Source organism: Ruegeria sp. BG3 (assembly GCF_056538485.1).
Genome location: NZ_JBQFTE010000001.1, coordinates 172,199 through 193,824, shown reverse-complemented (window position 1 = coordinate 193,824; position 21,626 = coordinate 172,199). Strand labels below are relative to the sequence as shown.

General features: G+C 58.3%; 26 protein-coding genes and 1 tRNA gene. 12 read left to right on the top strand and 15 right to left on the bottom strand.

Annotation, left to right across the window (positions count from 1 at the left end):
* Window position 1: 1 nt before the first annotated feature.
* From ACR0AI_RS00970 to ACR0AI_RS00950, 5 genes are all read left to right on the top strand, one after another.
* Window positions 2–745, top strand: a complete 744-nt coding sequence (locus ACR0AI_RS00970; RefSeq protein ID WP_480671646.1) for a phosphate/phosphite/phosphonate ABC transporter substrate-binding protein — start codon at window positions 2–4, stop codon at window positions 743–745.
* Window positions 746–870: 125 nt separating this feature from the next.
* Window positions 871–1,647 carry an ABC transporter ATP-binding protein gene (locus tag ACR0AI_RS00965; protein ID WP_480565200.1) on the top strand — a complete coding sequence of 259 codons (777 nt, stop codon included), beginning with the start codon at window positions 871–873 and terminating at the stop codon, window positions 1,645–1,647.
* A gap of 34 nt (window positions 1,648–1,681) precedes the next feature.
* Window positions 1,682–2,431, top strand: a complete 750-nt coding sequence (locus ACR0AI_RS00960; protein ID WP_480565197.1) for a transporter substrate-binding domain-containing protein — start codon at window positions 1,682–1,684, stop codon at window positions 2,429–2,431.
* Window positions 2,432–2,512: 81 nt separating this feature from the next.
* Window positions 2,513–3,400 (top strand): ABC transporter permease, encoded by an 888-nt coding sequence (locus ACR0AI_RS00955; RefSeq protein WP_170376284.1) that lies wholly within the window; start codon window positions 2,513–2,515, stop codon window positions 3,398–3,400.
* Window positions 3,397–4,203 (top strand): ABC transporter permease, encoded by an 807-nt coding sequence (locus tag ACR0AI_RS00950; protein ID WP_170470205.1) that lies wholly within the window; start codon window positions 3,397–3,399, stop codon window positions 4,201–4,203. Before ACR0AI_RS00955 ends, ACR0AI_RS00950 begins: the two co-directional genes overlap by 4 nt.
* Before the next feature lie 81 nt (window positions 4,204–4,284).
* Here the strand turns inward: ACR0AI_RS00950 and ACR0AI_RS00945 are convergent.
* Window positions 4,285–4,361 (bottom strand) — tRNA-His (locus ACR0AI_RS00945).
* Window positions 4,362–4,408: 47 nt separating this feature from the next.
* On the bottom strand, window positions 4,409–4,891 hold the full coding sequence (locus ACR0AI_RS00940; RefSeq protein WP_480671333.1) for an N-acetyltransferase family protein: 483 nt from the start codon (window positions 4,889–4,891) through the stop codon (window positions 4,409–4,411).
* Between the two features lie 78 nt (window positions 4,892–4,969).
* Between ACR0AI_RS00940 and ACR0AI_RS00935 the strand changes: the two genes are divergently transcribed.
* Window positions 4,970–5,158 carry a DUF6324 family protein gene (locus tag ACR0AI_RS00935; RefSeq protein ID WP_170376278.1) on the top strand — a complete coding sequence of 63 codons (189 nt, stop codon included), beginning with the start codon at window positions 4,970–4,972 and terminating at the stop codon, window positions 5,156–5,158.
* 6 nt (window positions 5,159–5,164) lie between these two features.
* On the opposite strand, the gene ACR0AI_RS00930 is transcribed toward ACR0AI_RS00935, so the two are convergent.
* Window positions 5,165–5,596: an MmcB family DNA repair protein gene (locus tag ACR0AI_RS00930; protein WP_480671334.1), complete on the bottom strand. Its 432-nt coding sequence runs from the start codon at window positions 5,594–5,596 to the stop codon at window positions 5,165–5,167.
* Window positions 5,597–5,711: 115 nt separating this feature from the next.
* Here ACR0AI_RS00930 and ACR0AI_RS00925 point away from each other — a divergent pair, with 115 nt between their 5' ends.
* A complete protein-coding gene (locus ACR0AI_RS00925) occupies window positions 5,712–6,032 on the top strand; it encodes an ArsR/SmtB family transcription factor (protein WP_170376274.1) in 321 nt (106 codons plus the stop codon).
* On the top strand, window positions 6,029–6,454 hold the full coding sequence (locus ACR0AI_RS00920; RefSeq protein ID WP_480671336.1) for an SRPBCC family protein: 426 nt from the start codon (window positions 6,029–6,031) through the stop codon (window positions 6,452–6,454). The genes ACR0AI_RS00925 and ACR0AI_RS00920 overlap by 4 nt, the downstream gene beginning before the upstream one ends.
* Window positions 6,455–6,667: 213 nt before the next feature.
* Here the strand turns inward: ACR0AI_RS00920 and ACR0AI_RS00915 are convergent, their stop codons facing one another.
* The 5 genes from ACR0AI_RS00915 to ACR0AI_RS00895 form a co-directional block, all read right to left on the bottom strand.
* Window positions 6,668–6,973 (bottom strand): hypothetical protein, encoded by a 306-nt coding sequence (locus tag ACR0AI_RS00915; RefSeq protein ID WP_170478268.1) that lies wholly within the window; start codon window positions 6,971–6,973, stop codon window positions 6,668–6,670.
* A gap of 59 nt (window positions 6,974–7,032) precedes the next feature.
* Window positions 7,033–7,515 carry a transcription antitermination factor NusB gene (gene nusB / locus ACR0AI_RS00910; RefSeq protein WP_480565182.1) on the bottom strand — a complete coding sequence of 161 codons (483 nt, stop codon included), beginning with the start codon at window positions 7,513–7,515 and terminating at the stop codon, window positions 7,033–7,035.
* Complete coding sequence (locus ACR0AI_RS00905) at window positions 7,512–8,063, bottom strand: 6,7-dimethyl-8-ribityllumazine synthase (protein WP_170704593.1); 552 nt, start codon at window positions 8,061–8,063, stop codon at window positions 7,512–7,514. The genes nusB and ACR0AI_RS00905 overlap by 4 nt, the downstream gene beginning before the upstream one ends.
* A 2-nt stretch (window positions 8,064–8,065) precedes the next feature.
* A complete protein-coding gene (gene ribB / locus ACR0AI_RS00900; protein ID WP_480671339.1) occupies window positions 8,066–9,187 on the bottom strand; it encodes a 3,4-dihydroxy-2-butanone-4-phosphate synthase in 1,122 nt (373 codons plus the stop codon).
* A gap of 109 nt (window positions 9,188–9,296) precedes the next feature.
* On the bottom strand, window positions 9,297–9,884 hold the full coding sequence (locus tag ACR0AI_RS00895; RefSeq protein WP_170551668.1) for a riboflavin synthase: 588 nt from the start codon (window positions 9,882–9,884) through the stop codon (window positions 9,297–9,299).
* A 140-nt stretch (window positions 9,885–10,024) separates the two neighbouring features.
* Between ACR0AI_RS00895 and ACR0AI_RS00890 the strand changes: the two genes are divergently transcribed.
* The 3 genes from ACR0AI_RS00890 to ACR0AI_RS00880 all read left to right on the top strand — a co-directional run bounded on the left by ACR0AI_RS00890 (window position 10,025) and on the right by ACR0AI_RS00880 (window position 14,543).
* The gene (locus ACR0AI_RS00890; protein ID WP_480671341.1) at window positions 10,025–11,323 is read left to right on the top strand and encodes a capsule biosynthesis protein; all 1,299 of its coding nucleotides are present in this window, start codon (window positions 10,025–10,027) and stop codon (window positions 11,321–11,323) included.
* 79 nt (window positions 11,324–11,402) lie between these two features.
* Window positions 11,403–12,536 (top strand): polysaccharide biosynthesis/export family protein, encoded by a 1,134-nt coding sequence (locus tag ACR0AI_RS00885; RefSeq protein ID WP_170689843.1) that lies wholly within the window; start codon window positions 11,403–11,405, stop codon window positions 12,534–12,536.
* 3 nt (window positions 12,537–12,539) lie between these two features.
* Window positions 12,540–14,543, top strand: coding sequence for a capsular polysaccharide biosynthesis protein (locus ACR0AI_RS00880; protein ID WP_480671343.1), 2,004 nt, complete (start codon window positions 12,540–12,542; stop codon window positions 14,541–14,543).
* Here the strand turns inward: ACR0AI_RS00880 and ribD are convergent.
* The 6 genes from ribD to ACR0AI_RS00850 form a co-directional block, all read right to left on the bottom strand.
* The gene (ribD, locus tag ACR0AI_RS00875) at window positions 14,540–15,640 is read right to left on the bottom strand and encodes a bifunctional diaminohydroxyphosphoribosylaminopyrimidine deaminase/5-amino-6-(5-phosphoribosylamino)uracil reductase RibD (RefSeq protein WP_480671345.1); all 1,101 of its coding nucleotides are present in this window, start codon (window positions 15,638–15,640) and stop codon (window positions 14,540–14,542) included. The two genes, ACR0AI_RS00880 and ribD, sit on opposite strands and share 4 nt — an antisense overlap.
* Window positions 15,637–16,107 carry a transcriptional regulator NrdR gene (nrdR, locus tag ACR0AI_RS00870; protein WP_170376254.1) on the bottom strand — a complete coding sequence of 157 codons (471 nt, stop codon included), beginning with the start codon at window positions 16,105–16,107 and terminating at the stop codon, window positions 15,637–15,639. Before nrdR ends, ribD begins: the two co-directional genes overlap by 4 nt.
* Before the next feature lie 118 nt (window positions 16,108–16,225).
* Entirely contained in the window at window positions 16,226–16,639 is a 414-nt protein-coding gene (locus ACR0AI_RS00865; protein WP_480671347.1) for a secondary thiamine-phosphate synthase enzyme YjbQ, read from the bottom strand.
* A 25-nt stretch (window positions 16,640–16,664) separates the two neighbouring features.
* Window positions 16,665–17,063, bottom strand: coding sequence for a hypothetical protein (locus tag ACR0AI_RS00860; protein WP_480671349.1), 399 nt, complete (start codon window positions 17,061–17,063; stop codon window positions 16,665–16,667).
* Between the two features lie 76 nt (window positions 17,064–17,139).
* On the bottom strand, window positions 17,140–17,685 hold the full coding sequence (locus ACR0AI_RS00855) for a DUF4166 domain-containing protein (protein WP_480671351.1): 546 nt from the start codon (window positions 17,683–17,685) through the stop codon (window positions 17,140–17,142).
* The gene (locus ACR0AI_RS00850; protein ID WP_480671352.1) at window positions 17,682–18,125 is read right to left on the bottom strand and encodes a thiol-disulfide oxidoreductase DCC family protein; all 444 of its coding nucleotides are present in this window, start codon (window positions 18,123–18,125) and stop codon (window positions 17,682–17,684) included. Before ACR0AI_RS00850 ends, ACR0AI_RS00855 begins: the two co-directional genes overlap by 4 nt.
* Window positions 18,126–18,408: 283 nt before the next feature.
* On the opposite strand from ACR0AI_RS00850, the gene ACR0AI_RS00845 reads away from it, so the two are divergent.
* Entirely contained in the window at window positions 18,409–19,449 is a 1,041-nt protein-coding gene (locus ACR0AI_RS00845) for a helix-turn-helix domain-containing protein (RefSeq protein WP_480671354.1), read from the top strand.
* Between the two features lie 152 nt (window positions 19,450–19,601).
* Here ACR0AI_RS00845 and rpoD read toward each other — a convergent pair whose 3' ends face one another.
* On the bottom strand, window positions 19,602–21,590 hold the full coding sequence (rpoD, locus tag ACR0AI_RS00840; RefSeq protein ID WP_480539496.1) for an RNA polymerase sigma factor RpoD: 1,989 nt from the start codon (window positions 21,588–21,590) through the stop codon (window positions 19,602–19,604).
* Window positions 21,591–21,626 lie beyond the last annotated feature (36 nt).

The window sequence follows — 21,626 nt, the reverse complement described above, 5'->3', positions numbered from 1 at the left end:
GATGCTGGGCATGTATGACATGCCCGCGTTGCGCGCCTTCAATGATCGCTTCTGGGATCTGATCAGGACGCATTTGGGGTTCGGCCCTGCCAGTCTGGAGCGGTCCCGCGATTTCTGGGACATCTGGCGTGATCCCGATCTGATCTTTGCCCAAACCTGTGGTATGCCCTACAGAACGCAGCTTCATGAAGTTGTGCAGCTGATCGGCACGCCGGACTATGGTCTGCCCGGCTGCCCAGAGGGTCACTACAGATCTGTCTTTGTCGCCCGCGCCGATGATCCGCGCAGTCTGGCGGAGCTGACGGACGGGGTCTTTGCCTATAACGAACCTCTCTCTCAATCCGGCTGGTCCGCTCCGATCACGCATTTGTCCCAGATGGGGCTTGCACCGAAGCACCTACGGCGGACCGGAGCGCATGCCAATTCGGCCCAATCCGTGGCCGAGGGCATGAGCGATTTCGCCGCGCTCGACGCGCTGACCCGGGAGCTTCTTAAGGAGCATACCGATCTGGGAGACGCATTGCGCGACGTTGCCGAAACGGAACCAACCCCCGGGCTGCCCTATATCACGTCGAAATCTCAGGATGCGCCTCGGATCGCACGCGCGGTTCAGGCCGCCATTGATGATCTGGCAGATGAGGATCGAGGCAAGCTGCGCATCCGTGGGTTGATCAAAATTCCCGCAAGCGCGTACCTCGCCATTCCAACTGCGCCTTCGCCCGAAGCACAGTTGCGCAGCAGCTAACCAATTTGATCACGACCTTTGGTCATTTTGATTGATTCCCCGCTCGAATCTGTGTTTTGCGCATTGCATTGCGCCGGATTTTCCGCCCTATTACCGCACCAACACCACTCATGACTGGAGCTTCCGTGACAGACGCCTCTGCCGTAATCGAGATCAAGGACCTTCACAAAAGCTTCGGTAATCTCGAGGTGCTCAAGGGCGTGGATATCACCGCGAAACGCGGCGATGTGGTCTCGCTCATCGGGTCCTCCGGCTCGGGGAAATCCACCTTGCTTCGGTGCTGCAACCTTCTGGAAGACAGCCAGCAGGGGGAAATCAAGTTCAAGGGCGAACCCGTCAAATGGAGCGGCTCGGGCAGCGCTCGCCGACCTGCCGATCCCAAACAGGTCCTGCGCATTCGCACCAACCTGTCGATGGTGTTCCAGCAGTTCAATCTGTGGGCGCATATGACCATTTTGCAAAATGTCATGGAGGCCCCGGTAACCGTTTTGGGCCGTGACAAAGCCGAAGTGGAAGACAGCGCGCGCAAATATCTGGAAAAGGTCGGCATCGGCGACAAATGCGATGTCTACCCTGCGCAACTGTCCGGTGGTCAGCAACAGCGCGCGGCCATCGCACGCGGCCTGTGCATGGAACCCGAAGCACTGCTGTTCGACGAACCCACCTCGGCACTCGACCCCGAGCTGGAGCAGGAAGTGATCAAGGTGATCAAGGATCTCGCCGCCGAAGGCCGGACGATGATCATCGTGACCCATGACATGAAGATGGCCGCCGATATCTCAAGCCACGTGGTGTTCCTGCATCAGGGCCGGATCGAAGAAGAAGGCAGCGCCGAGGATATCTTTACCGCGCCTGAATCCGAACGGCTTCGGGGCTTTCTTTCCGCCACTCAGGCGGCATAAGTTTCAGAAACAGAACCAAACTGGGGAGTAACCAATGAAAAACCTGATTCTGTCCACCGCAGCACTGGCGCTGACCGCCGGTATCGCCTTGGCCGACACCGTCCGCATGGGCACCGAGGGCGCCTATCCTCCGTACAACTTCATCAATGATGCCGGCGAAATCGACGGGTTCGAGCGTGAAGTGGGCGACGAGCTGTGTAAGCGCGCAAACCTGGAATGCGAGTGGGTCAAGAACGACTGGGACTCGATCATTCCGAACCTGGTCTCGGGTAACTACGACACCATCATCGCAGGCATGTCGATCACCGACGAGCGTGATGAAGTTATTGATTTCACTCAAAACTACTTCCCTCCTGCGGCGTCGGCCTATGTTGGCGCATCGGACGGAGTTGACGTAGGCGGCGGCATCGTTGCGGCTCAGACTGCAACCATTCAAGCGGGTCACGTAGCTGAATCCGGCGCGACTCTGGTCGAGTTCGCGACCCCCGAAGAAACCATCGCAGCCGTGCGCAACGGTGAAGCAGACGCCGTGTTTGCCGACAAGGACTTCCTTGTGCCGATCGTCGAAGAATCGGCTGGTGAGCTGGTCTTCGTAGGCGATGACGTTCCGTTGGGCGGCGGTATCGGCCTGGGTATCCGTGAATCCGACGGCGAACTGCGCGGCAAGTTCGACGAAGCGATCACTTCGATGAAAGCGGATGGTTCGTTGAACGAACTGATCGTCAAATGGTTCGGTGAAGGCGTTCCGACCTACAACGCCGACGGTTCTGTCGTTTCCAACTGATCTGCATTAAAAGGTTCGGCGTTTTGATTGCGCCGAACCTGCCCCGGCCTTGCGCCGGAATTGACGTTCGAAAGACGCCACATGTTTTCCTATTGCGCTGATCCCGACACGCTGGGCACGTTCCGCTGGTTTTCCTGCTATTTGACCAACGGCGTGCATTGGTCGTTCTACCTGTCCTTCCTCAAGGTACTTGGCCTACTGGCCGTGACCGCTCCGGTCGCGCTGAGCTTTGGCTTTGCGGGCGCGATGGCAGCCAGGTCACATGTCGCGCCGCTCAGCTGGCTGGGCAAAGGTTACATCGCCATCGTGCGCGGCGTTCCGGACATCGCGTTTTTCCTGTTTTTCGTCATCGCTCTGGATCAGGCCTTCGAGTGGACGCGCCACCAAGTCATGTGTCCCGAATGGACAGATCCGGTCCGTCAAGGTAATGATTTCATCGTCTGTCAGGCTGCCAAACTGCCCTTGGGCAGCGCCCCGGAATGGGTTCACGAGACCTATGGGTTCTTCCTGGCAGTTGTCACCTTTTCCATCGTCTTTGGCGCGTTTGCTGCCAACGTTCTTTTTGGCGGTATGCGCGCCGTGCCGCATGCTCAGCTTGAAACGGCCGAGGCCTATGGCATGACCCGCCGCCAAACATTCTGGCGCATTCTGGTACCGCAGATGTGGGTCTACGCCCTGCCCGGCCTGTCCAACCTGTGGATGGTGCTGATCAAGGCCACCCCGCTTCTGTTCCTGCTGGGCATCGAAGACATCGTCTATTGGGCGCGTGAGTTGGGCGGCACCAAGACGTCACGCTTTACCGACTACCCTCATGGCGACTGGCGCATGTGGTACTTCCTGTTCCTGCTGATCTTCTATCTCGGCATGACCCGCGTCTCGGAAATCGTGCTTGAAAAGCTGATGCGCCGCCTGTCCCACGGTCAGGCCACATCCGGCGGAGAGCTGCTGCGCAAGGAGACGACGGCATGAGCTGCATCCAGACGATTCAGGACTACGCCCTGCGCTCTGTCGGGCTTGGCGAACGCCTTTTACCCAAATCGGACTTCACCCTGTGCGAACAGTTCACGCTGATCGGCTCGGGCATGATCTGGAATGTCTATTTCGGCATCATGGCCCTGGCGACTGGCTTCTTCCTGGCCACCGCGCTGGCCGTCGGCAAGGCATCTCCGAACAAATGGCTGCGCAAACCCTCGGAATGGTTCATCTTTCTGTTCAGAGGGTCTCCGCTGTTCATCCAGTTCTTTTTTGCCTATTTCTTCTTCCTGTCGCTGAAGAAGCCCTATCCGATGTTCGACGCCCTGACGTCGGCCTGGTTGGGGGCGCTGATCGTGCTTTTCCTCAACACAGCCGCTTATACGGGTGAGATCTTCTATGGCGCCCTTCGCTCGATCCCCAAGGGTGACATCGAGGCCGCAGATGCCTATGGCATGACCGGCTGGGCCCGCTTCCGCCGGATTGTCTGGCCGACCATGCTGCGACTGGCTTGGCCCGCCTACACTAACGAGGCGATCTTTCTGTTCCACGCGACAACGCTGGTCTTTTTCTCGGCCTTTCCGGCCTGGCAGCAGCGCGGAGACGCATTGTATTACGCCAGCTATTTCGCGGACAAGACCTTCAACCCGTTCATCCCCTATCCGATTCTGGCCTTCTATTTCATCCTGCTGACGCTGGTCATCATCTGGGGCTTTGGACTGGTCAACAAGCGACTGAACAGGCACCTACCCGCCGCTCGGAAAAGCAAGATGAAGTTGCGGCTGAACCTGGCGCGCTGATCTCCAGCGCGCCTGAGCATCAAAATCAAACACTCTACGCCGCGCTTACAGCGCGGTTTTTTTGTTCGAAAATTTGGGAAATGGTACCGCCTCCCTGGCTTGAACAGGGGACCTCTGGATCCACAATCCAGCGCTCTAACCAACTGAGCTAAGGCGGCACTTGTGAGGGGCGATTTACCGAACACGCCACGGGAATGCAAGAGGATTAAAGCCGAATTTTCCAGCTTTGTTCGACAAGATCGACACCAAAAGAACGCACCGGCTTGCTGTCCACCAACTGCCATCCCGTGGACCGGTATAAGGCGCAGGCGGCCTTGTGGCTTTCATGCGTCCAGAGCTGCATTTCCTGGTATCCCGCTGCCTTGGCAAAGCCCATGCAAGTGCCAAGAAGCCGCTTTCCCAGCCCCAGACCGCGTGCCTCGGGTACCAGAAGAAACAGGCGCAGTTTTGCGGTCTGCGCGTCCAGTTTGACGCAAAAGATACTCCCCAGTCTTTGGCCTTCTGTCTCGGCGATCCAGCCCTTCTCACACGCTGGGTCATGATCGGCGATAAATCCATCCAGAATACGTGCGACCAGCGGGGCGAAGCTGTCATCAAACCCCTCATCGCGGGCATAGAGGGTTCCGTGACGCTCAACCAACCAAGGCGCATCCTGGGGCTGAAAGGGTCTGATGCTTACATTCTGCATACCGTATCAGAGCGCAAAGGCCGCTTGATTCTCAACCCCGTGCGCGCTAGCAGGAACGCTCAGTCCCCGGAGGCGAGTATGGGTATCAACACCGAACGCGACATTCAGGCCAACCTTCAGATCGGCCCTACCGATCAGGGTATGGTACGTCTGTTTATCGAGGCAGATGGCCTTGAGATTCCGATGGATTTCGATCCCGAGGAAGCCGAAGAGATCGCAGACGAGCTGCGTGCCGCCGCACAGGCTGCCCTGGCCGTCAAAGGCTGAAGTGCGTCACAACCGCGGATCGCGCAGCGCCTGCAATCGACGCGCTGCATCGGTCGCGAATTTCTGGATCATCTTCTTACGCCGGGCCGGAGGCATCTTGTCCTCGGGTGCCATGCGAATGATCTCGGCATCGTAGGCGTCAGCGATGATCAGACCGGTTTCCTGAGGCAAAAGATCCGTTGGGAACTCGGTATCGACAGCCCAAAAGAATCGATCGCACCACTCCAGATAGCCTTGCCACTTCGAATCTGACTGATAGTCGGCACGGCTGGATTTGCACTCGATCACCCAAAGCTCGCCCTTTGGACCTAGCCCCATCACATCAACGCGCAGCCCGCGCGCCGGCACAAATTCTTCAACGGAAACAAAACCGTGGGCGGTGAGATGGCGCGCGACGCCGCGCGCAAGTTTCTGTCCGGGCTGTAAATCCAGTGTCATGCTGAAAATGTGAACAATTAGTGAACAAATGTAAAGCCTTCCCTCAACACTTGACATGATACCAAATGGTATCTCATTAATATGGTACCAAATGGTATCTTTACCGAGGCGACAAATGCAAACCCTTACCCAAAACGCGTTCCGTGCGCTGGCAGACCCAACCCGTCGGGACATCATCAAACTGCTTGCCTCGCAGGACATGACGATCGGGCAGCTGACGAACCGGTTCGACATGACGAGGGCTGCCGTCAAAAAGCACCTGACGGTCTTGTCTGATGGCGGGCTTATTACGGTGGAAGCACGCGGCAGAGAACGCATCAACCGCATTGAACCACAGGGCATGGCCCCGATCTTGGATTGGCTCAGCTACTTTGACCAGTTCTGGGATGAACGCCTCAACTCTCTTAAGGAAGCTATTGAAAGGAAAAAAGAATGACGAATGCCGTATTGCAAAAAACGATTTTTCTACGGGCCGATCCAGATGCCGTCTGGGCCTATCTGACTGAGCCCGAACGGTTGGCAGAGTGGTTTCACAAGCCGGAACGCACGCTGACCAAGGGAAGCAAACTGCAAATGTTCGGAACCACCAGCGGCGATCTGCTGATCTGGGGCGAGGTACGGGAAGCACGTGCCCCTGAATATCTTGAATACACATTCACTGTGAAACCAATGGGAGACGCGGTCAGTCTAGTCAAATGGACGTTGACCCCCGTCGCAGGCGGTACGAAGCTCAGCCTTCAACATGAAGGCCTGCCTCAGGGCGCGGATGCGTTTGACCTGATTCTTGCGCTCGACAATGGCTGGGATGAGCATTTCGGCAAGATGCGTACAGCGCTGCACGAAACTGTTGATGCCTGACCCCTTGTGTAAACCCGCCGGACGCCCTACGTAGGCGCTTGGCGGGTTCTGCCCTTCTTGTGACTGGTAGCATTCTGGTGGCCTTAAGCAATTCCGAGGGGGCTGGCTCTGTTCAGGTCCTGGCCTGATTACCTGGCGCCCACCTGTACATACAGGTCCTCGGGAATCACACCGCACGGTTGACTGGTGGTCCCGCCGCATTTTCCCTGAAATTCAGCGCTCTGCGCGGGCTTCCTGCTTGGCCAATGCCGGCTTGAAGCTGTCCACCACAGGCGAGCCGCGACGTGGGCCGCCGGGCTTTTCTGCCATGCTCATGATCTTGTAACCGAACTGGACACCGGCAAACACGATCCCGTTCATGAACCAGATCATCGCAAGAGCGACCAGACCGATTTCCGAGCTGGTGATCAAATGACGGAGGTTTGCCACATTAAATGCCAGAAGCACCCCTACAAACACGGCCGAGATAACGAAACCCCAGGCGACTTGCGTGATATACAGGCGGATCAGTTTGGGCATGGCGAACCTCATTGCGCTATGACATTCAGGTTAGCGCATGTTTGGTTCGAGTAAAGGCGTCAGAATGCCTCGGGCTTAGCCTCACGGGCCATGTGATCCAGCACGGCGTTGACGAATTTCGGCTCTTTGCCTTCAGGGAAGAAGGCACGCGCGACGTCGACGAACTCGGTGATAACCACTTTGGGCGGCGTATCGCTTTGCGTCAGCTCGGCCCCGGCGGCACGGAACAGCGCCCGCAGGGTTGGGTCGATACGTGAGATTGGCCATTTGGCGACCAGAGCACGGTCGGTCATCTGGTCGATCGGCGCCTGATAGTTCACTGCATTGTCGACCAGCGACCGGAAGACGCTGATGTCGCCGTCCAACATTTCTTCGCCCTCATAGACGGCGCCGAACCGGTGATCCAGAAACTCATTCACGACCGCTTCGGTCGTCTGCCCCGATTGCTCCATCTGGAACAGTGCCTGCACGGCATAAAGCCGAGCGGCGGATTTCATCAGGCGTTTCTGGTTGGCCGGTTTCGGCGCGTCTGTCTGGGTCATGCTGTCGTGGATCCGTTGCTGTCGCCCGCCACAAGGATGGACTCGGACGGCGGCTTGAAGCCCACGCCCTTTTTGGAAGAGCCCCACTTACGGCTGAGTGCGATCAGATGCAAGGCCGCAGCGGCCGCTCCGCCACCTTTATTCATCTTTTCGGGATTTGCGCGGACTTCGGCCTGATCGTCATTCTCGACGGTCAGGATGCCGTTGCCGATGCACAGACCCTGCAGACCCATCAGCTGGATCGCACGGCTGGAATCGTTGCAGACGGTTTCATAGTGCGTGGTCTCGCCGCGAATGACACAGCCCAGCGCAACATATCCGTCGAAATTGCACTGACGGTCGGCCATGGCGATGGCGGTCGGGATCTCAAGCGCGCCGGGAACTTCGACGACTTCGCAGGTGCCGCCCGCCGCTTCGATCTCGGCCTTCGCGCCTGCGATCAGATTATCGGCAATCGCGCGGTAGAAAGGCGCCGCGACGATCAGCAGCTTCACCGGCTTGTCAAAGCTGGGGGTCGGCAGAATGCCATGTTTGTCTTGTTCAGCCATGATCAGTCTTCCTTCAGGATCGGACGGGTGCCAACGATGGACAGCCCAAATGCGTCCAGCCCCAGATATACGGTTTCGGGCGAGTCGGTCAGCAGGACCAGCTCTTGAATGCCCAGTTTGGAGAGGATCTGAGATCCCAGACCGGTTTGCTTGATGGTCCGCGGGCCTTCATCTTCGGCCGCATAGAGAGAGTTGCGCGGCTGGCGGAACAGACAGACGACCCCCCGGCCCTCTTCCGCGATCTTCTCCATTGCGCGTGGCAATTCGCGAGAGGACTTCGGACCGAGGCCCAAGATATCCGGCGCTTCGTGCAGCGCGTGGGTGCGGGTCAGGACAGGCTCGGGCGTGGTGATGTCGCCTTTGATCATGACGACATGTTCGATGCCGTGAAGCTGATCGGTGAACAGGCGCATTTCCCATTCGCCACCATATTCCGACGAGACCATCTCACGCGAGGTTTCGACCACGAGGTTATCGTTGCGCGAGCGGTAGGTGATCAGGTCGCTGATCGTACCGATCTTCATGCCATGGGTTTTGGCGAACTCGACGAGATCGGGCAGACGGGCCATGGTGCCGTCGGGCTTCATGATCTCACAGATCACGCCCGAGGGGTTCAATCCGGCCAGGCGTGAGATATCCACCGCAGCCTCGGTGTGGCCTGCGCGGACCAGCACCCCACCCCGCTTGGCGCGCAAGGGGAAGATGTGACCCGGTGTTGCAATATGGGCCATCGTGTTCTGTTCATTGATCGCAGTTGCAACGGTCAGCGCGCGATCTGCGGCGGAAATACCGGTCGACACGCCCTCACGTGCTTCGATCGAAACCGTGAACGCCGTCTCATGGCGGGAAGAGTTGTTCACCGCCATCATCGGCAGGGCCAGTGCTTCGACCCGTTCAGCCGTCATCGGCAGGCAGATCAAGCCGCGCCCATGGGTAGCCATGAAATTGATCGCCTCGGCATCGGCAAATTCTGCGGCAATGACCAGATCGCCTTCGTTTTCGCGATCCTCGTGATCAACGAGGATATACATCCGGCCTGCGCGGGCCTCTTCGATGATGTCCTCGATCGGGCTGATCGCATCGCGCAGCTGGGCCTCGACCGGGCCGGGGGTTTCAAAGCTCATGGGGCAGCCTTTCACAAGAGCAATTCTGCAAGGCGGGATAGACCACCCCGCATCCAAAAGCCAGAGCACAAACGGCCTGAGCTGGCTCAGACGCGACGTATTCTAACGCTCAGACGGTCTCGGCCAGGCGGGCGACGTAACGGGCCAGAGTGTCGATTTCCAGATTCACCCGATCCCCGACGGCGACATCTCCCCATGTGGTGACCTCTTTGGTGTGAGGGATGAAGTTGATGCCGAAATCGCAGCCCTCTACATCATTCACCGTCAGAGACGTCCCATTCAAAGCAACCGAGCCCTTGGGCGCAATGAAACGCGCCAAATCCTTGGGCGCGCGCAAGGTCACGCGGGTGCTGTCGCCTTCGTCGCGCACATCGACAACTTCGGCGACGCCATCCACATGTCCCGATACGATGTGACCGCCCAGTTCGTCACCAACTTTCAACGCCCGCTCAAGGTTGACACGCTTGCCCAACGCCCAGCTGTTCAGGTTGGTTTTCGAGACGGTCTCGGCGCTGATCTGAACGTCATACCAATCATCGCCCAGCGCAATCACGGTCAGACAAACGCCATCGCTTGCAATCGATGCGCCAATGTCAATCGAGGCCGTGTCATAGCTCGTCTGGATACGCGCACGCAGGTCGCCTTGCTGGTCCAGCTCGGTCACTGTTCCGATATCGGTCACGATCCCTGTAAACATTCCGTCAACCCTCGCGTTCTACCCTGTCTCAGACTATCAGAGCCGAGGTAAGCTGATCCGCGCCGCCCGGCAAGCCCAACCTTGCCGAGAAATCCTAAGGCGGGCATAGTCTCGACAAGAATATTGGCTAAATCGCGCAGATGCACCACCCAGAACAACACGCTGACCCTCGGGTCTTTCTGTTCCTGCAAGGCCCGCATGGCCCGTTTTTCAACGCGTTGGGCCGGATGCTACGGGCCTCGGGGGCGCAAACATGGCGTGTTGGCTTCAATTCAGGCGATCAGGCGTTCTGGTTCGATAGGAAAAGTTACATCCCCTATCGCGACGCGCCAGAACACTGGCCCGAGGTGCTGCAATCGCTGATCGCCGAGAAACAAGTGACAGACATCGTTCTCTACGGCGACACCCGCCCGATTCACGCCAACGCCGTCAGGATCGCCAAGACACGAGGCATCACCGTGCATGTGTTCGAGGAAGGCTACCTGCGCCCATGGTGGGTCACCTATGAGCGTGACGGCTCAAACGGCAACTCACGACTGATGTCTCTGGATCTGGACCAGATGGCACAGGCGCTGTCGCATTCGGGCGCGCAATCCCCACCGCCACCGTCGCATTGGGGGGACATGCGTCAACACATCTTCTACGGCGCGTTATACCACTGGTTCGTGCTGTTTCTGAACGGGCGATATCGCAATTTCAAACCGCACCGCGCGCTGCCAGTCTCGAAAGAGTTTCGCCTGTATTTCAAACGCCTGATGCTGATGCCAATCCACCGGCTGCAACGCAGTCTGGCCACGGCGCGGGTACGTAGCGGGGCATTTCCTTACCACCTTGTGCTTTTGCAACTGGGTCATGACAGTTCGGTCCAGTCCCATTCAGACTATTCGGGGATGTGCGCTTTTTTAGAGCAAATGATCGAGGGCTTCGCCAAAGGCGCCCCTGCACATCATCATCTGGTCATCAAGGAACATCCGCTTGAGAACCACCGTGAACCCCTCCGTCGACGTGTTCGGGATTTGGCGCTCAGACTCGGGATCAAAGGCCGGGTGCATTACGTCCCCGGCGGCAAGTTGGCGAAACTGCTGGACGACGCCAACTCGGCCGTGACCATCAACTCGACCGCCGGGCAGCAGGTGCTGTGGCGTGGCATTCCCCTGCGGATTTTTGGTCGTGCGGTCTATGATAAGCCGGAACTTGTGTCGCAACAGGAGGTTAGCCGTTTTTTCGCCGCCCCTGAACTACCCGACATCGAGGCCTACCAGTTGTATCGACGGTTTCTGCTGGAAACCAGTCAGGTCCCGGGCGGCTACTATTCTCGGCGCGGACGTCGACAATTGCTACGCCGCGCTGTCGACATGATGCTGAGGGCTGATGATCCCTATCAGGCCCTGCTGTCCGACGACGCGACCCCAGAGCCACAGTTGAAAATCGTTGAGTAGACCCGGCCATCCTTCTCTGGAAGTTGTAGCGATAAAAGAGTAGTTTGCCGAAAAACAAGTAGAACTGAGGTTATCGGCAGTGCATCGCTTTCCAATCCGTTGGGTACGGGGGGTCGCCCTTGTGACCTCACTCGTCATTCTGAGTGCATGCCAGTTGCCCAAAGCGGGCCCAAACAAGAACGAGATTCTGGCCGGCTCAGTCAATAATGGCGGCAATGCGTTTGTGGTGGAAGTCGATGATCGCGTTTCACGGGCCACGTCATCCGTGCCTCAGTTTGGGTTCTCTTCGTCCTTTACTTCAGCCCCATCGCTGACCGCAGATACTGTGCGCCCAGGTGACGTTTTGGGCCTGACGATCTGGGAGAACGTCGATGACGGTCTGCTGGCTGGCGAAGTCGGTTCCTCGACTGCGCTGGAACAGGTTCAGGTCGATAGTGAAGGCTTCATTTTCGTCCCCTATGCGGGCCGTTTGCGTGCCGCCGGCAACACTCCGGAAGAGTTGCGCGGGTTGATCACGGATGAGTTGGAAGAGCAAACTCCTGACCCTCAGGTCGAAGTACGCCGCCTTGCCGGAGACGGGTCGACCGTTTCGCTGACTGGCACCATCGGCGCTCCTGGTATTTATCCAATCGAAAGACCAACCCGCACTCTGCTTGGTATGCTGTCTCAGGCTGGAGGGGTTTCAGTGGCCTCCGATATCGCGCTGGTCACCCTGATCCGAGGCGATCAACGTGGGACAGTCTGGTACGAAGACCTATTCCGAAATCCCAAGCTGGATGTTGCGCTGCGCGGCGGTGACCGCATTCTGGTCGAGGAAGACAGCCGCTCCTATATCGCGCTTGGCGCAACCGGTGGGCAATCGCGCGTCGCCTTCGACAGTCAGGACCTGTCAGCGCTTGAGGCTCTGGCTCAGGTTGGCGGCTTGGTATCCGTCTCATCTGATCCAACCGGTATCTTCGTCCTACGCCGCGAACGTCAGGACATCGCCCGCCAGGTTATGGGACGCTCCGATCTGCAGGGCGATCAGCGCATGATCTATCTGCTGAACTTGACCGCGCCCAATGGCCTGTTCATTGCGCGTGATTTCGTGATCCGCGACGATGACACAATCTACGTGACCGAGGCACCGTATGCGCAGTGGACCAAGTCGATCTCTCTGATCGCCGGGGGCCTGACGCCGGTTGCAAATGTCGCCACCCTGACCGGCAACTAAACCATGACCCAACGGGACCCCACCGCATCCGGCGCGGCGCGGTCCCGGGCATTTGTCTACAATGGCGGATTTCTGACCAACGGGCGCATCCGGCGCATTCTGTTCCTTTCGGGATACGACATTCGGCTGGGCCTGCCCCGCCCCGAGGACACCGTCGCCATTTGGGGCAACAGCCCCACAGCCCATCGCGGGCGACGTATCGCTCAGGAGCGGGGCACCCCTTTGCTGCGGGTCGAGGACGCCTTTCTACGATCTCTCCACCCCGGTCGCGAGGGGGAACCGCCTCTGGGTCTGCTTCTGGATCGCTCGGGACTGCACTTTGATCCGGCCCAACCGTCAGATCTGGAAACGCTTCTGGCGACACATCCGCTGGATGATACCGCGCTTCTGAACCGCGCGCGTGGCGCGATTGAGCGCCTGAAGGAACTGAACCTCAGCAAGTTTTCCGCCTTTGACCCCGACGCGCCGATCCCCGACCCCGGCTATGTGCTGGTGATTGATCAGACGGTCGGCGATGCTTCGGTCACGGCCAGCCGAGGGGACCGTGCCCGGTTTCTTGAGATGCTGGTGATCGCGCACGAAGAAAATCCCGGGATGCCGATTCTGATCAAGACCCACCCCGAAACACTGGCTGGTCACCGCACCGGGCACTACACCGAGCAAAACCTCTCGGAACGCGTATCCTTCGTTAATGAAAACATCAGCCCTTGGCCGCTGCTGGACGGTGCGGTCAGTGTCTATACGCTCTCGTCGCAAATGGGGTTCGAGGCCATTCTCGCCGGTCACAAACCCCGCGTCTTCGGGCAGCCATTCTATGCCGGATGGGGTTTGACGCAGGACGAAAACCCCGTTCAACGCAGACAACGCAACCTGACGCGCGCCCAGTTGTTTGCTGCTGCCATGATGCTCTACCCCGTGTGGTTTGATCCCTATCGGGACCAGTTATGTGAGCTAGAGGTCGTGCTGGACACGCTTGAGGCGCAGACCCGCGCGTGGCGGCAGGACCGTTTGGGATGGACCGCGTCGGGCATGCGGATGTGGAAGCGTAAGCATCTGCAAGCCATGTTCGGCCAGCACCAGAAGATACGGTTTTTACCGTCGCCACCTGCCCCATCCGCCCGCCCCCACATGGTCTGGGCCAATCAATCCCGCGACTCCGAGGGTGTCACCCGTATCGAGGATGGCTTTCTCCGCTCACGCGGATTGGGGGCCGATCTTGTGCCTCCCCTGTCGCTGGTCACGGATGATCTGGGGATCTACTATGACCCGACCCAAACCAGTCGATTGGAAGAGTGGATATCCAAGCGCGAAACGCTGCGCCCGGATCAGGAAAACCGGGCCGAGCGGGTGATCTCAGCCCTCGTGTCTAAGGGGCTGAGCAAATACAATACCGGCGGCGCTGCGCCGCCTCTGCCCAAAGGGCACCGTATTCTGGTGCCGGGGCAGGTCGAGGATGACGTCTCCATCCTGCTGGGTACCAGCACTATCCGCACAAATCTGGACCTGCTGCGCGAGGTTCGGTCCGCCAATCCCGATGCCGTGGTGATTTACAAACCCCATCCGGATGTCGAGGCTGGCCTGCGCTCGGGCCGGATTGACACCGAGGGGTTGGCGGATGTGATCGCGACTGAAACCGACCCATCGGCCTTGCTGTCCGAGGCGCAGGAGGTCTGGACCATGACCTCGCTTATGGGGTTCGAGGCACTGCTGCGCGGTATTCCGGTGACCACTCTTGGCGCGCCCTTCTACGCTGGTTGGGGCCTGACCGCGGATCTGGGAAGTGTTCCGGCCCGTCGCGGCGCACGTCCGTCCCTGCTGGGCTTGGTGCACGCCAGCCTGATCGACTATCCCCGCTATCTGGACCCGTTAACAGGCGCACCCTGCCCCGTTGAAGTCGCCATCGAACGGCTGGCCCACGGTCAGCCCCCCAAACGCGGACCGCTGAATCGCGCCCTGTCAAAGCTACAGGGTGCTTTTTCCACCCATGCCCATCTCTGGCGACGTTAATGCGTCGTTCGCGCCCAACGGTGCAATACGTCGCCACCGACCGGGCGCGCCTCGATCAACTCGAACCGAGGGGCGCTGTCCAGTTTTTCCAACCCTAGTGCGCCAATCGCTGAAAGGCCTTCGGCACCGATGGTCAAACCAGCCGTGAAACCTACAAGCTCATCGACCAGATCTTGCGCCAGCAGAGACGCCGCCAAAGACGAGCCGCCTTCGCAGAAAACACTGGTCAGACCTTCCTGGCCCAGCTGTTGCAACAGGTCGCGCGCATCAACCTGATGGTCGTGCAACGCGCATGGTAGCAACTTCGCGCCCAACCCTTCCCACGTGCGGGCGCGCTCGGCGTCGGGATGCGGGCCATGACAGAGCCAGACGGGCGTTTTTGAGGCTGTGCGCGCCAGTTGGCCCATTAAGGGCAAATCCAAATGGCGCGAGACAACCACGCGCACCGGCTGACGCTCTATCCCCAGATCCCGAACCGTAAGCGAGGGATCATCCGCGCGCGCTGTGCCAGCGCCAACCATGACCGCATCGTGTCGGGCGCGCATCGCGTGAACCTCGCGACGCGCGGTTGGCCCGGTGATCCACTGGCTATGTCCAGTGGACGTAGCAATCCGCCCGTCGAAGCTGTTGGCCAGTTTCAACGTCACATACGGACGGCCCTGTTCGGTTTTCAGAAAGAACCCGGCCAGATCACGCTCGGCCTCTTGCGCCAGCACGCCGGTTTCAACTTCGATCCCGGCCTCGCGCAGCATGGCGAAGCCCTGCCCCGAGACCCGAGGATCGCAATCTTCAATTGCCGCAACAACCCGGGCCACACCGGCCGAGATCAACGCCTCGGCACAGGGCGGTGTCTTGCCATAGTGGGCGCATGGCTCCAGCGAGACATAGGCCGTGGCCCCTTTAGCCTGTGCGCCCGCTTGCGCCAAAGCCTCAGGCTCCGCGTGGGGACGTCCGCCAGGTTGAGTCCACCCTCGCCCTACGATCCTCCCGTCGCGCACAATCACGCACCCGACGGCCGGGTTGGGCCAACACGACCCTTGACCGCGCCGACCCAAAGACAAGGCCAGCGCCATAAATCGCTTATCTGTTTCGCTCACTCGTCCGTCGAAGGCTGCGGCGGGCGCAGTTCGTGGACAAACTCCTCGAAATCATCGGCCGCCTGGAAATTCTTGTACACACTCGCAAAGCGAACATAGGCGACGGTGTCAATCCGCGCCAGAGCTTCCATGACGATCTCGCCAATTCTGTTGGACGGAATATCGGTGTCGCCCATGCTTTCCAGACGCCGCACAATCCCCGAGATCATCTGATCAATCCGTTCAGGATCAACCGGGCGTTTCTGCATCGAGATACGGATCGAGCGTTCCAGCTTGTCGCGGTCAAAATCCTCGCGTTTGCCGTTGGTTTTGATCACCACCAGATCGCGCAACTGAACCCGTTCATAGGTCGTAAAGCGCCCTCCGCAGGCCGGGCAAAACCGACGTCGGCGTATCGCAACGTGATCCTCTGCCGGACGTGAATCTTTCACCTGAGTGTCGATATTTCCGCAAAACGGGCAGCGCATCCGCCGTCTCCTCGTCCCTAGCTGGCCTCTTTTGTAAGCACTTTGGCTTACTTATCCACAACTATAGGGCAGCCGCTAGGATTTGGGTAGTCGGAATTTCGCACCCCAAAATAAAGGGTCAGGACAGATGTGCCGCGACCAGCCGCTGATGCGGGGCGCGGCGGTGTTCAAACAGGTAAATCCCCTGCCACGTTCCCAAAACCATCCGCCCCTGACGGACAGGGATAGATAAGGAAACCGGCATCATCGCCGCCTTGATATGGGCTGGCATGTCATCCGGCCCCTCATAGGTATGGCGCAGGTAAGACATCGCAGGGTGATCGGACGGGGGCACCAGACGCTCAAAAAACGCATGCAGATCGGTCTGCACCTCGGGGTCCGCGTTCTCCTGCACCAGCAAAGAACAGGAGGTGTGCCTGACGAACAGCGTCAGGACACCGTCCCGTTCAAGGGATCTAAGCCAACCTGCAACCTGGGATGTGAATTCGTACAAGCCGGGCCCATCGGTCTGGAGCGCGAATTCCGTCTGCATTGCGTTTTGGCCTTTGTCCTAGTTGTCAAAAAATCTGCCGGCGACCACACCGAGCATTTGCACCCTGCACGGATATGCTGGAGCCGACAACGAAGGGGCCCTGTACGCCACCAGTTTGTGCCGGAGCATCAGCCGGAGGCGGTTTCAGCGAAAACTGAACCGCTGTTACACGCCCAGTTGTTACACTAGGTCCATAGCCGCGCAACACATAGATGGGGTCCTGCCAACCTGCACCAAGGCTGCGGCGCGCGAAATCTGCCGCCTCGCACCAATACCCGTCCGTGTCATCCCGTGTGCGGGGAATGACTTCGAAGTCGGTGCTGTTGATTGCATTGGCTTGAAAACCCAAACGTGCCGCGTTCGCCGTTACCGGAACACTCAGGGCAAACATCGCCATTGCGGCGCAATACTGTAACTGTTTCATCATACTCTTTCCTCACTTACTGCACCCCTTAGTTTAGAGGTCATCGCGCCTGCGGAAAGCAGGTCTCACAATCATTTCAGCTAACTTGCGCCTTTCCGTGAAGCGGCGTGAGCCAACCGTGGTAGCGGATCAGCAACCCCAACCCCGGCATGGAAGCCGCCACGTCAAATCGAAAGCGTCCCAAATCATCCTGCCATTCACTCGTCGACGATTGTGGCAGCAAAAACTGAGGGAGCGGCACGCCGAAAACCGTCAGGCGGTGGATATGGACCTCCAGCCCTCGTTTCGACGCCGCAAGCCTTAGCCAGATCGAAAGCGGCCCGAAACGCTCATGCACATAGCCCGTTTTTGCGTCAAACCTCAGCTCTGACGTTGTTTTGTGTCCTCCAAAGTCTCGCAGCCAGCTATGGTCTTCATCCTGATTTTGGGTCACCAGTCGAACGGGCACATGTCGACCTGCAGGGGGAAATCGCCCCATTTTGAGTGCGAGTCGAACCAGAATGCCCCGGCCACGTTCGATATCGCATTCGCCGACATGTTCGCCCGGGCTGCGATGCAGGTCTCGCACGGTTTGGGGCAGAACACTCGGGTCTGTCAAAGCCTGAAGAAACGGATCCGTCACGCGTCAAACCCCTGCTCGGCAAAAAGCTCAAAGAGAGCAGCGTCCGGCATCATACAAGTACTGTACTGCCCGAACAGAGCATACCGATTTCGAGCGATCGAGAAATACAGCAGGTCTTTAACACCGCTCGGCAGGAACTGCACAAGTGACAACAATGGCCACACCCCCGGCAGCGCACGCATAGCTGCTGCAAAGGCATCAAGACGTTGAAAAACCTCACCATCTACTACCACGAGGTTGGTCTCAAATTCCGTAGTGGGCAGATTCAGCGCCTTGTACATCCTTTGACCAAGCGGAGACTGCGCTGTTGCAAACTCAAAGCGTCGGGCTTTGTCACGCTTCAGCATGAACCGGAAAAAGCCTGAGCACAGCACGCATTCTCCGTCAAAGACAACCAGGTTGCGTCCGTTAAAGAGATCGGTTGTGTCAGTCCCCGCCATGGCGCCGTTATCTACCCAAGCTTGCACAAACAGCGTGCCATAGGGCCACCAAGTGAACAATGCGACAAGGAGGAGAGGTGTGCCGGGGAACCCGGTTACCGGTTGGTAAGACCGGCGGCGGCTCTGACCTCATCCCCAACAAGGTACTGACCCGGCAACGAAAAGGATATAGGCAGGAGCGGCAAACCGGTCTTGTGCCAAACGGTCAAATACATTCGAATTTCTGACAGAAAAGCCGTATGCTGGAGCGGCCCCGATCCAGAAAGAGAAAGGCTTCGCTGCGATGGACGTAGATATCGATCGTCTTCACCTGCTGCGCGATGCGCTTGAAGCGCGTTTGGGACAGCAGAAAGCAGCGCTTGCGGTTCTTAATCGCAGCGGACTTGGGCCGCAGGACCTACCGGAGGATGCGACCTCCTTTTGCGCCCACAAAGAGGCGCTATTTGTCCGCTATTCCTGCGATGCCCTGAACGATATCACTTTTGCGGCAAGTGTCGGGCTTGGCGTCACGTCCTCATCGACCTTGACGGCCTACATCAGCAAATACTCACGAGACCTGGAGCAGGTGATTGAAAACACGTCTCATTTCCACGACATGATCGACCCTGCTATCGCCTTCAACCTGCGGGTTTCGGGGAATTTCGCCGCGTTAGAGGCCCGTTGGAAAGACGCCAGCTTTGCTCGCTATCACCGCCGGACCGAGTTCTTGATGTTTGCCGCCGTCGCCCGAATGCGTAACCTGACACAGACAGATTTCCGCCCTATTGAAATACGTTTTCAGCATGAGGTTGGGGATCATATCCATGCCTTCCAGCAACTGGCTGGTTTTCCGGTTGTCTTCGGCTCTGAAAACCTTGAGATCGTCCTGTCCCCGTCCTCGCTTAACCTGCCGGTCCCGACTTACGACCCCAGCCTGCGCGCCCATCTATTAGAATACGGGGAACGCGTTCTAGCCGAGCGTCGCTTGCCGAAGCAATTGACTCGCGCCAAAGTCGAAGGGCTGATCACCCGCTCGCTGCCGGGCAAAATCCTCAGCGCAGATGATGTCGCAGCAAAACTCGGCATGAGCGCCCGCACCTTTGCCCGCCGGTTGCAGAGCGAAGGCACCAGCTACCGCGACATCACTGAGGATTTGCGCTGCGATCTAGCACAAACCTTCATCACCAATGGAATGAACTTGTCCGAGATCGCTTATTCTCTGGGATACGCCGATCAATCCGCGTTTTCCACGGCGTTCAAGCGTTGGACAGGTCAACCGCCGAGCGCCTTCAAAACGCGGGTCAAACATCCACTGACGCTTGGAAGCCGGGGGTCATCAACTTAGCCGCCTCGCCCCGGCCCGCCCCATGAGTGGACCAGACGGATATAGAAACGGACACGCCACAACACATGTGAACTCGCGCCAATGTGTTTGGCCAATCTGCCAATGTGAACGGCGAAACGAAAAAGGCGCCTCCGTTCGGGGCGCCTTTAACCTTACTGATCCAAGAAGGACCTCAGTTTCCGCGATCTGCTTGGGTGTTTCAGCTTCCGCAGGGCCTTCGCCTCGATCTGACGGATACGTTCGCGGGTCACGCTGAACTGCTGACCGACCTCTTCCAGAGTGTGGTCGGTGTTCATGCCAATGCCGAAACGCATCCGCAGAACCCGCTCCTCACGCGGGGTGAGTGAGGCCAGAACCCGTGTCGTGGTTTCCTTGAGGTTTTCCTGAATGGCGCTGTCCAACGGCAGCACTGCATTCTTGTCCTCGATGAAATCACCCAGCTGGCTGTCTTCTTCGTCGCCGATGGGCGTCTCAAGGCTGATCGGCTCTTTGGCGATTTTCATCACCTTGCGCACTTTCTCAAGCGGCATCTGTAGCTTTTCGGCCAATTCTTCCGGCGTCGGTTCACGGCCGATTTCGTGCAGCATCTGACGACCGGTTCGAACCAGCTTGTTGATCGTTTCGATCATATGCACAGGAATACGGATGGTCCTCGCCTGATCCGCAATCGAACGCGTGATCGCCTGACGAATCCACCAAGTCGCATAAGTCGAGAACTTGTAGCCGCGGCGGTATTCGAACTTGTCCACCGCCTTCATCAAGCCAATGTTACCTTCTTGAATAAGATCAAGGAATTGCAGGCCACGGTTCGTGTACTTTTTGGCAATCGAGATCACCAGACGCAGGTTGGCTTCGACCATTTCCTTCTTGGCTTGCCGGGCTTCTTTTTCGCCCTTCTGAACCTGTTGCACGATGCGGCGGAATTCGCTGATATCTAGACCGACATACTGACCGACCTGAGCCATATCGCTGCGCAATTCCTCGACCTTATCGGTCGAGCGTTCGATGAACATCTGCCAACCCCGGCCCGGCTTTTCCGCCATTTCGGCCAGCCAGTTCGGGTCCAGTTCACGCCCGCGATAGGCGTCGATGAACTCACGTCGGTTGATGCGGGCCTGGTCGGCCAGTTTCACCATCGAGCTGTCCAGAGACATCACGCGGCGGTTGATGCCATAGAGCTGGTCGATCAGCGCCTCAATCCGGTTGTTGTGCAGGTGAAGACCGTTCACCAGTTCAACAATCTCAGCGCGCAGCTTTTGATAGGTCTCTTCGTCTTTTTCACTAAACGAGCCATCTTCGTTCAAAGTGGCCGAAATGCGGCTGTCCTGCATCTCGGACAGCATCGAGAAATCGGTCGAGATCCGTTCCAGCGTGGTTAGAACCTGATCCTTGAGGGCGGCTTCCATCGCGGCCAGCGACATGTTGGCCTGATCGTCCTCGTCATCATCGTCGTCATTGCTCAGCGGGTTACCATCGGCATCCAACTCAGGGCCGGTGTCTTTGGCAGGTTTGGCCGATTGCACGGCCGAGGTATCGACGACCGGCTCTTGCACGTCACCGTCTTCATCCATCTGGTTGCCAAAGGTGGTTTCTAGATCAATGACGTCGCGAAGAAGAATGTCTTCGGACAGAAGTTCGTCATGCCAGATGGTGATCGCCTGGAAGGTCAGAGGGCTTTCGCAGAGACCCGCAATCATCGTGTTCCGGCCCGCTTCGATCCGCTTGGCGATGGCAATCTCGCCCTCACGGCTCAGCAGTTCGACCGAACCCATCTCACGCAGATACATGCGTACGGGGTCGTCGGTGCGGTCCAGCTTTTCGGTTGCAGCACCGGCCAGAGCCACCTCACGGTTGTTGTCCGTGGTGGTTAGTTCGGTCGAACCTTTGTTTTCTTCTTCTTCGGCCTCTTCATCTTCGATGATGTTGATGCCCATTTCGGACAGCATCGACATAACGTCTTCGATCTGTTCCGAGCTGACCTGATCAGGCGGCAGAACCTGATTGAGCTGGTCGTAAGTGATGTAACCTTTCTCTCGGGCCTCGGCGATCATCTTCTTGACCTGGGCCTGGCTCATGTCCAGCGAGATTTCCTGTTCCTGCTCGTCTGACTTGCGATCTTCTGACGTGTCTTTGGCGGCCATTCAATGCTCCTGCAGGGATGGGTGATTCGTTTGATC

Bases quoted from the DNA above. Each gene is read 5' to 3' on its own strand.
- ACR0AI_RS00845 (WP_480671354.1), top strand. From the start codon at position 18,409: ATGGACGTAGATATCGATCGTCTTCACCTGCTGCGCGATGCGCTTGAA.
- ACR0AI_RS00950 (WP_170470205.1), top strand. From the start codon at position 3,397: ATGAGCTGCATCCAGACGATTCAGGACTACGCCCTGCGCTCTGTCGGG.
- nusB (WP_480565182.1), bottom strand. From the start codon at position 7,515: ATGACCCAGACAGACGCGCCGAAACCGGCCAACCAGAAACGCCTGATG.
- ACR0AI_RS00925 (WP_170376274.1), top strand. From the start codon at position 5,712: ATGCAAACCCTTACCCAAAACGCGTTCCGTGCGCTGGCAGACCCAACC.
- ACR0AI_RS00860 (WP_480671349.1), bottom strand. From the start codon at position 17,063: ATGAAACAGTTACAGTATTGCGCCGCAATGGCGATGTTTGCCCTGAGT.
- ACR0AI_RS00865 (WP_480671347.1), bottom strand. From the start codon at position 16,639: ATGCAGACGGAATTCGCGCTCCAGACCGATGGGCCCGGCTTGTACGAA.
- nrdR (WP_170376254.1), bottom strand. From the start codon at position 16,107: ATGCGCTGCCCGTTTTGCGGAAATATCGACACTCAGGTGAAAGATTCA.
- ACR0AI_RS00850 (WP_480671352.1), bottom strand. From the start codon at position 18,125: ATGGCGGGGACTGACACAACCGATCTCTTTAACGGACGCAACCTGGTT.
- ACR0AI_RS00930 (WP_480671334.1), bottom strand. From the start codon at position 5,596: ATGACACTGGATTTACAGCCCGGACAGAAACTTGCGCGCGGCGTCGCG.
- ACR0AI_RS00920 (WP_480671336.1), top strand. From the start codon at position 6,029: ATGACGAATGCCGTATTGCAAAAAACGATTTTTCTACGGGCCGATCCA.
- ACR0AI_RS00970 (WP_480671646.1), top strand. From the start codon at position 2: ATGCTGGGCATGTATGACATGCCCGCGTTGCGCGCCTTCAATGATCGC.
- ACR0AI_RS00880 (WP_480671343.1), top strand. From the start codon at position 12,540: ATGACCCAACGGGACCCCACCGCATCCGGCGCGGCGCGGTCCCGGGCA.
- ACR0AI_RS00940 (WP_480671333.1), bottom strand. From the start codon at position 4,891: ATGCAGAATGTAAGCATCAGACCCTTTCAGCCCCAGGATGCGCCTTGG.
- ACR0AI_RS00895 (WP_170551668.1), bottom strand. From the start codon at position 9,884: ATGTTTACAGGGATCGTGACCGATATCGGAACAGTGACCGAGCTGGAC.
- ACR0AI_RS00955 (WP_170376284.1), top strand. From the start codon at position 2,513: ATGTTTTCCTATTGCGCTGATCCCGACACGCTGGGCACGTTCCGCTGG.
- rpoD (WP_480539496.1), bottom strand. From the start codon at position 21,590: ATGGCCGCCAAAGACACGTCAGAAGATCGCAAGTCAGACGAGCAGGAA.
- ACR0AI_RS00960 (WP_480565197.1), top strand. From the start codon at position 1,682: ATGAAAAACCTGATTCTGTCCACCGCAGCACTGGCGCTGACCGCCGGT.
- ACR0AI_RS00935 (WP_170376278.1), top strand. From the start codon at position 4,970: ATGGGTATCAACACCGAACGCGACATTCAGGCCAACCTTCAGATCGGC.
- ACR0AI_RS00905 (WP_170704593.1), bottom strand. From the start codon at position 8,063: ATGGCTGAACAAGACAAACATGGCATTCTGCCGACCCCCAGCTTTGAC.
- ACR0AI_RS00890 (WP_480671341.1), top strand. From the start codon at position 10,025: ATGCACCACCCAGAACAACACGCTGACCCTCGGGTCTTTCTGTTCCTG.
- ACR0AI_RS00915 (WP_170478268.1), bottom strand. From the start codon at position 6,973: ATGCCCAAACTGATCCGCCTGTATATCACGCAAGTCGCCTGGGGTTTC.
- ribB (WP_480671339.1), bottom strand. From the start codon at position 9,187: ATGAGCTTTGAAACCCCCGGCCCGGTCGAGGCCCAGCTGCGCGATGCG.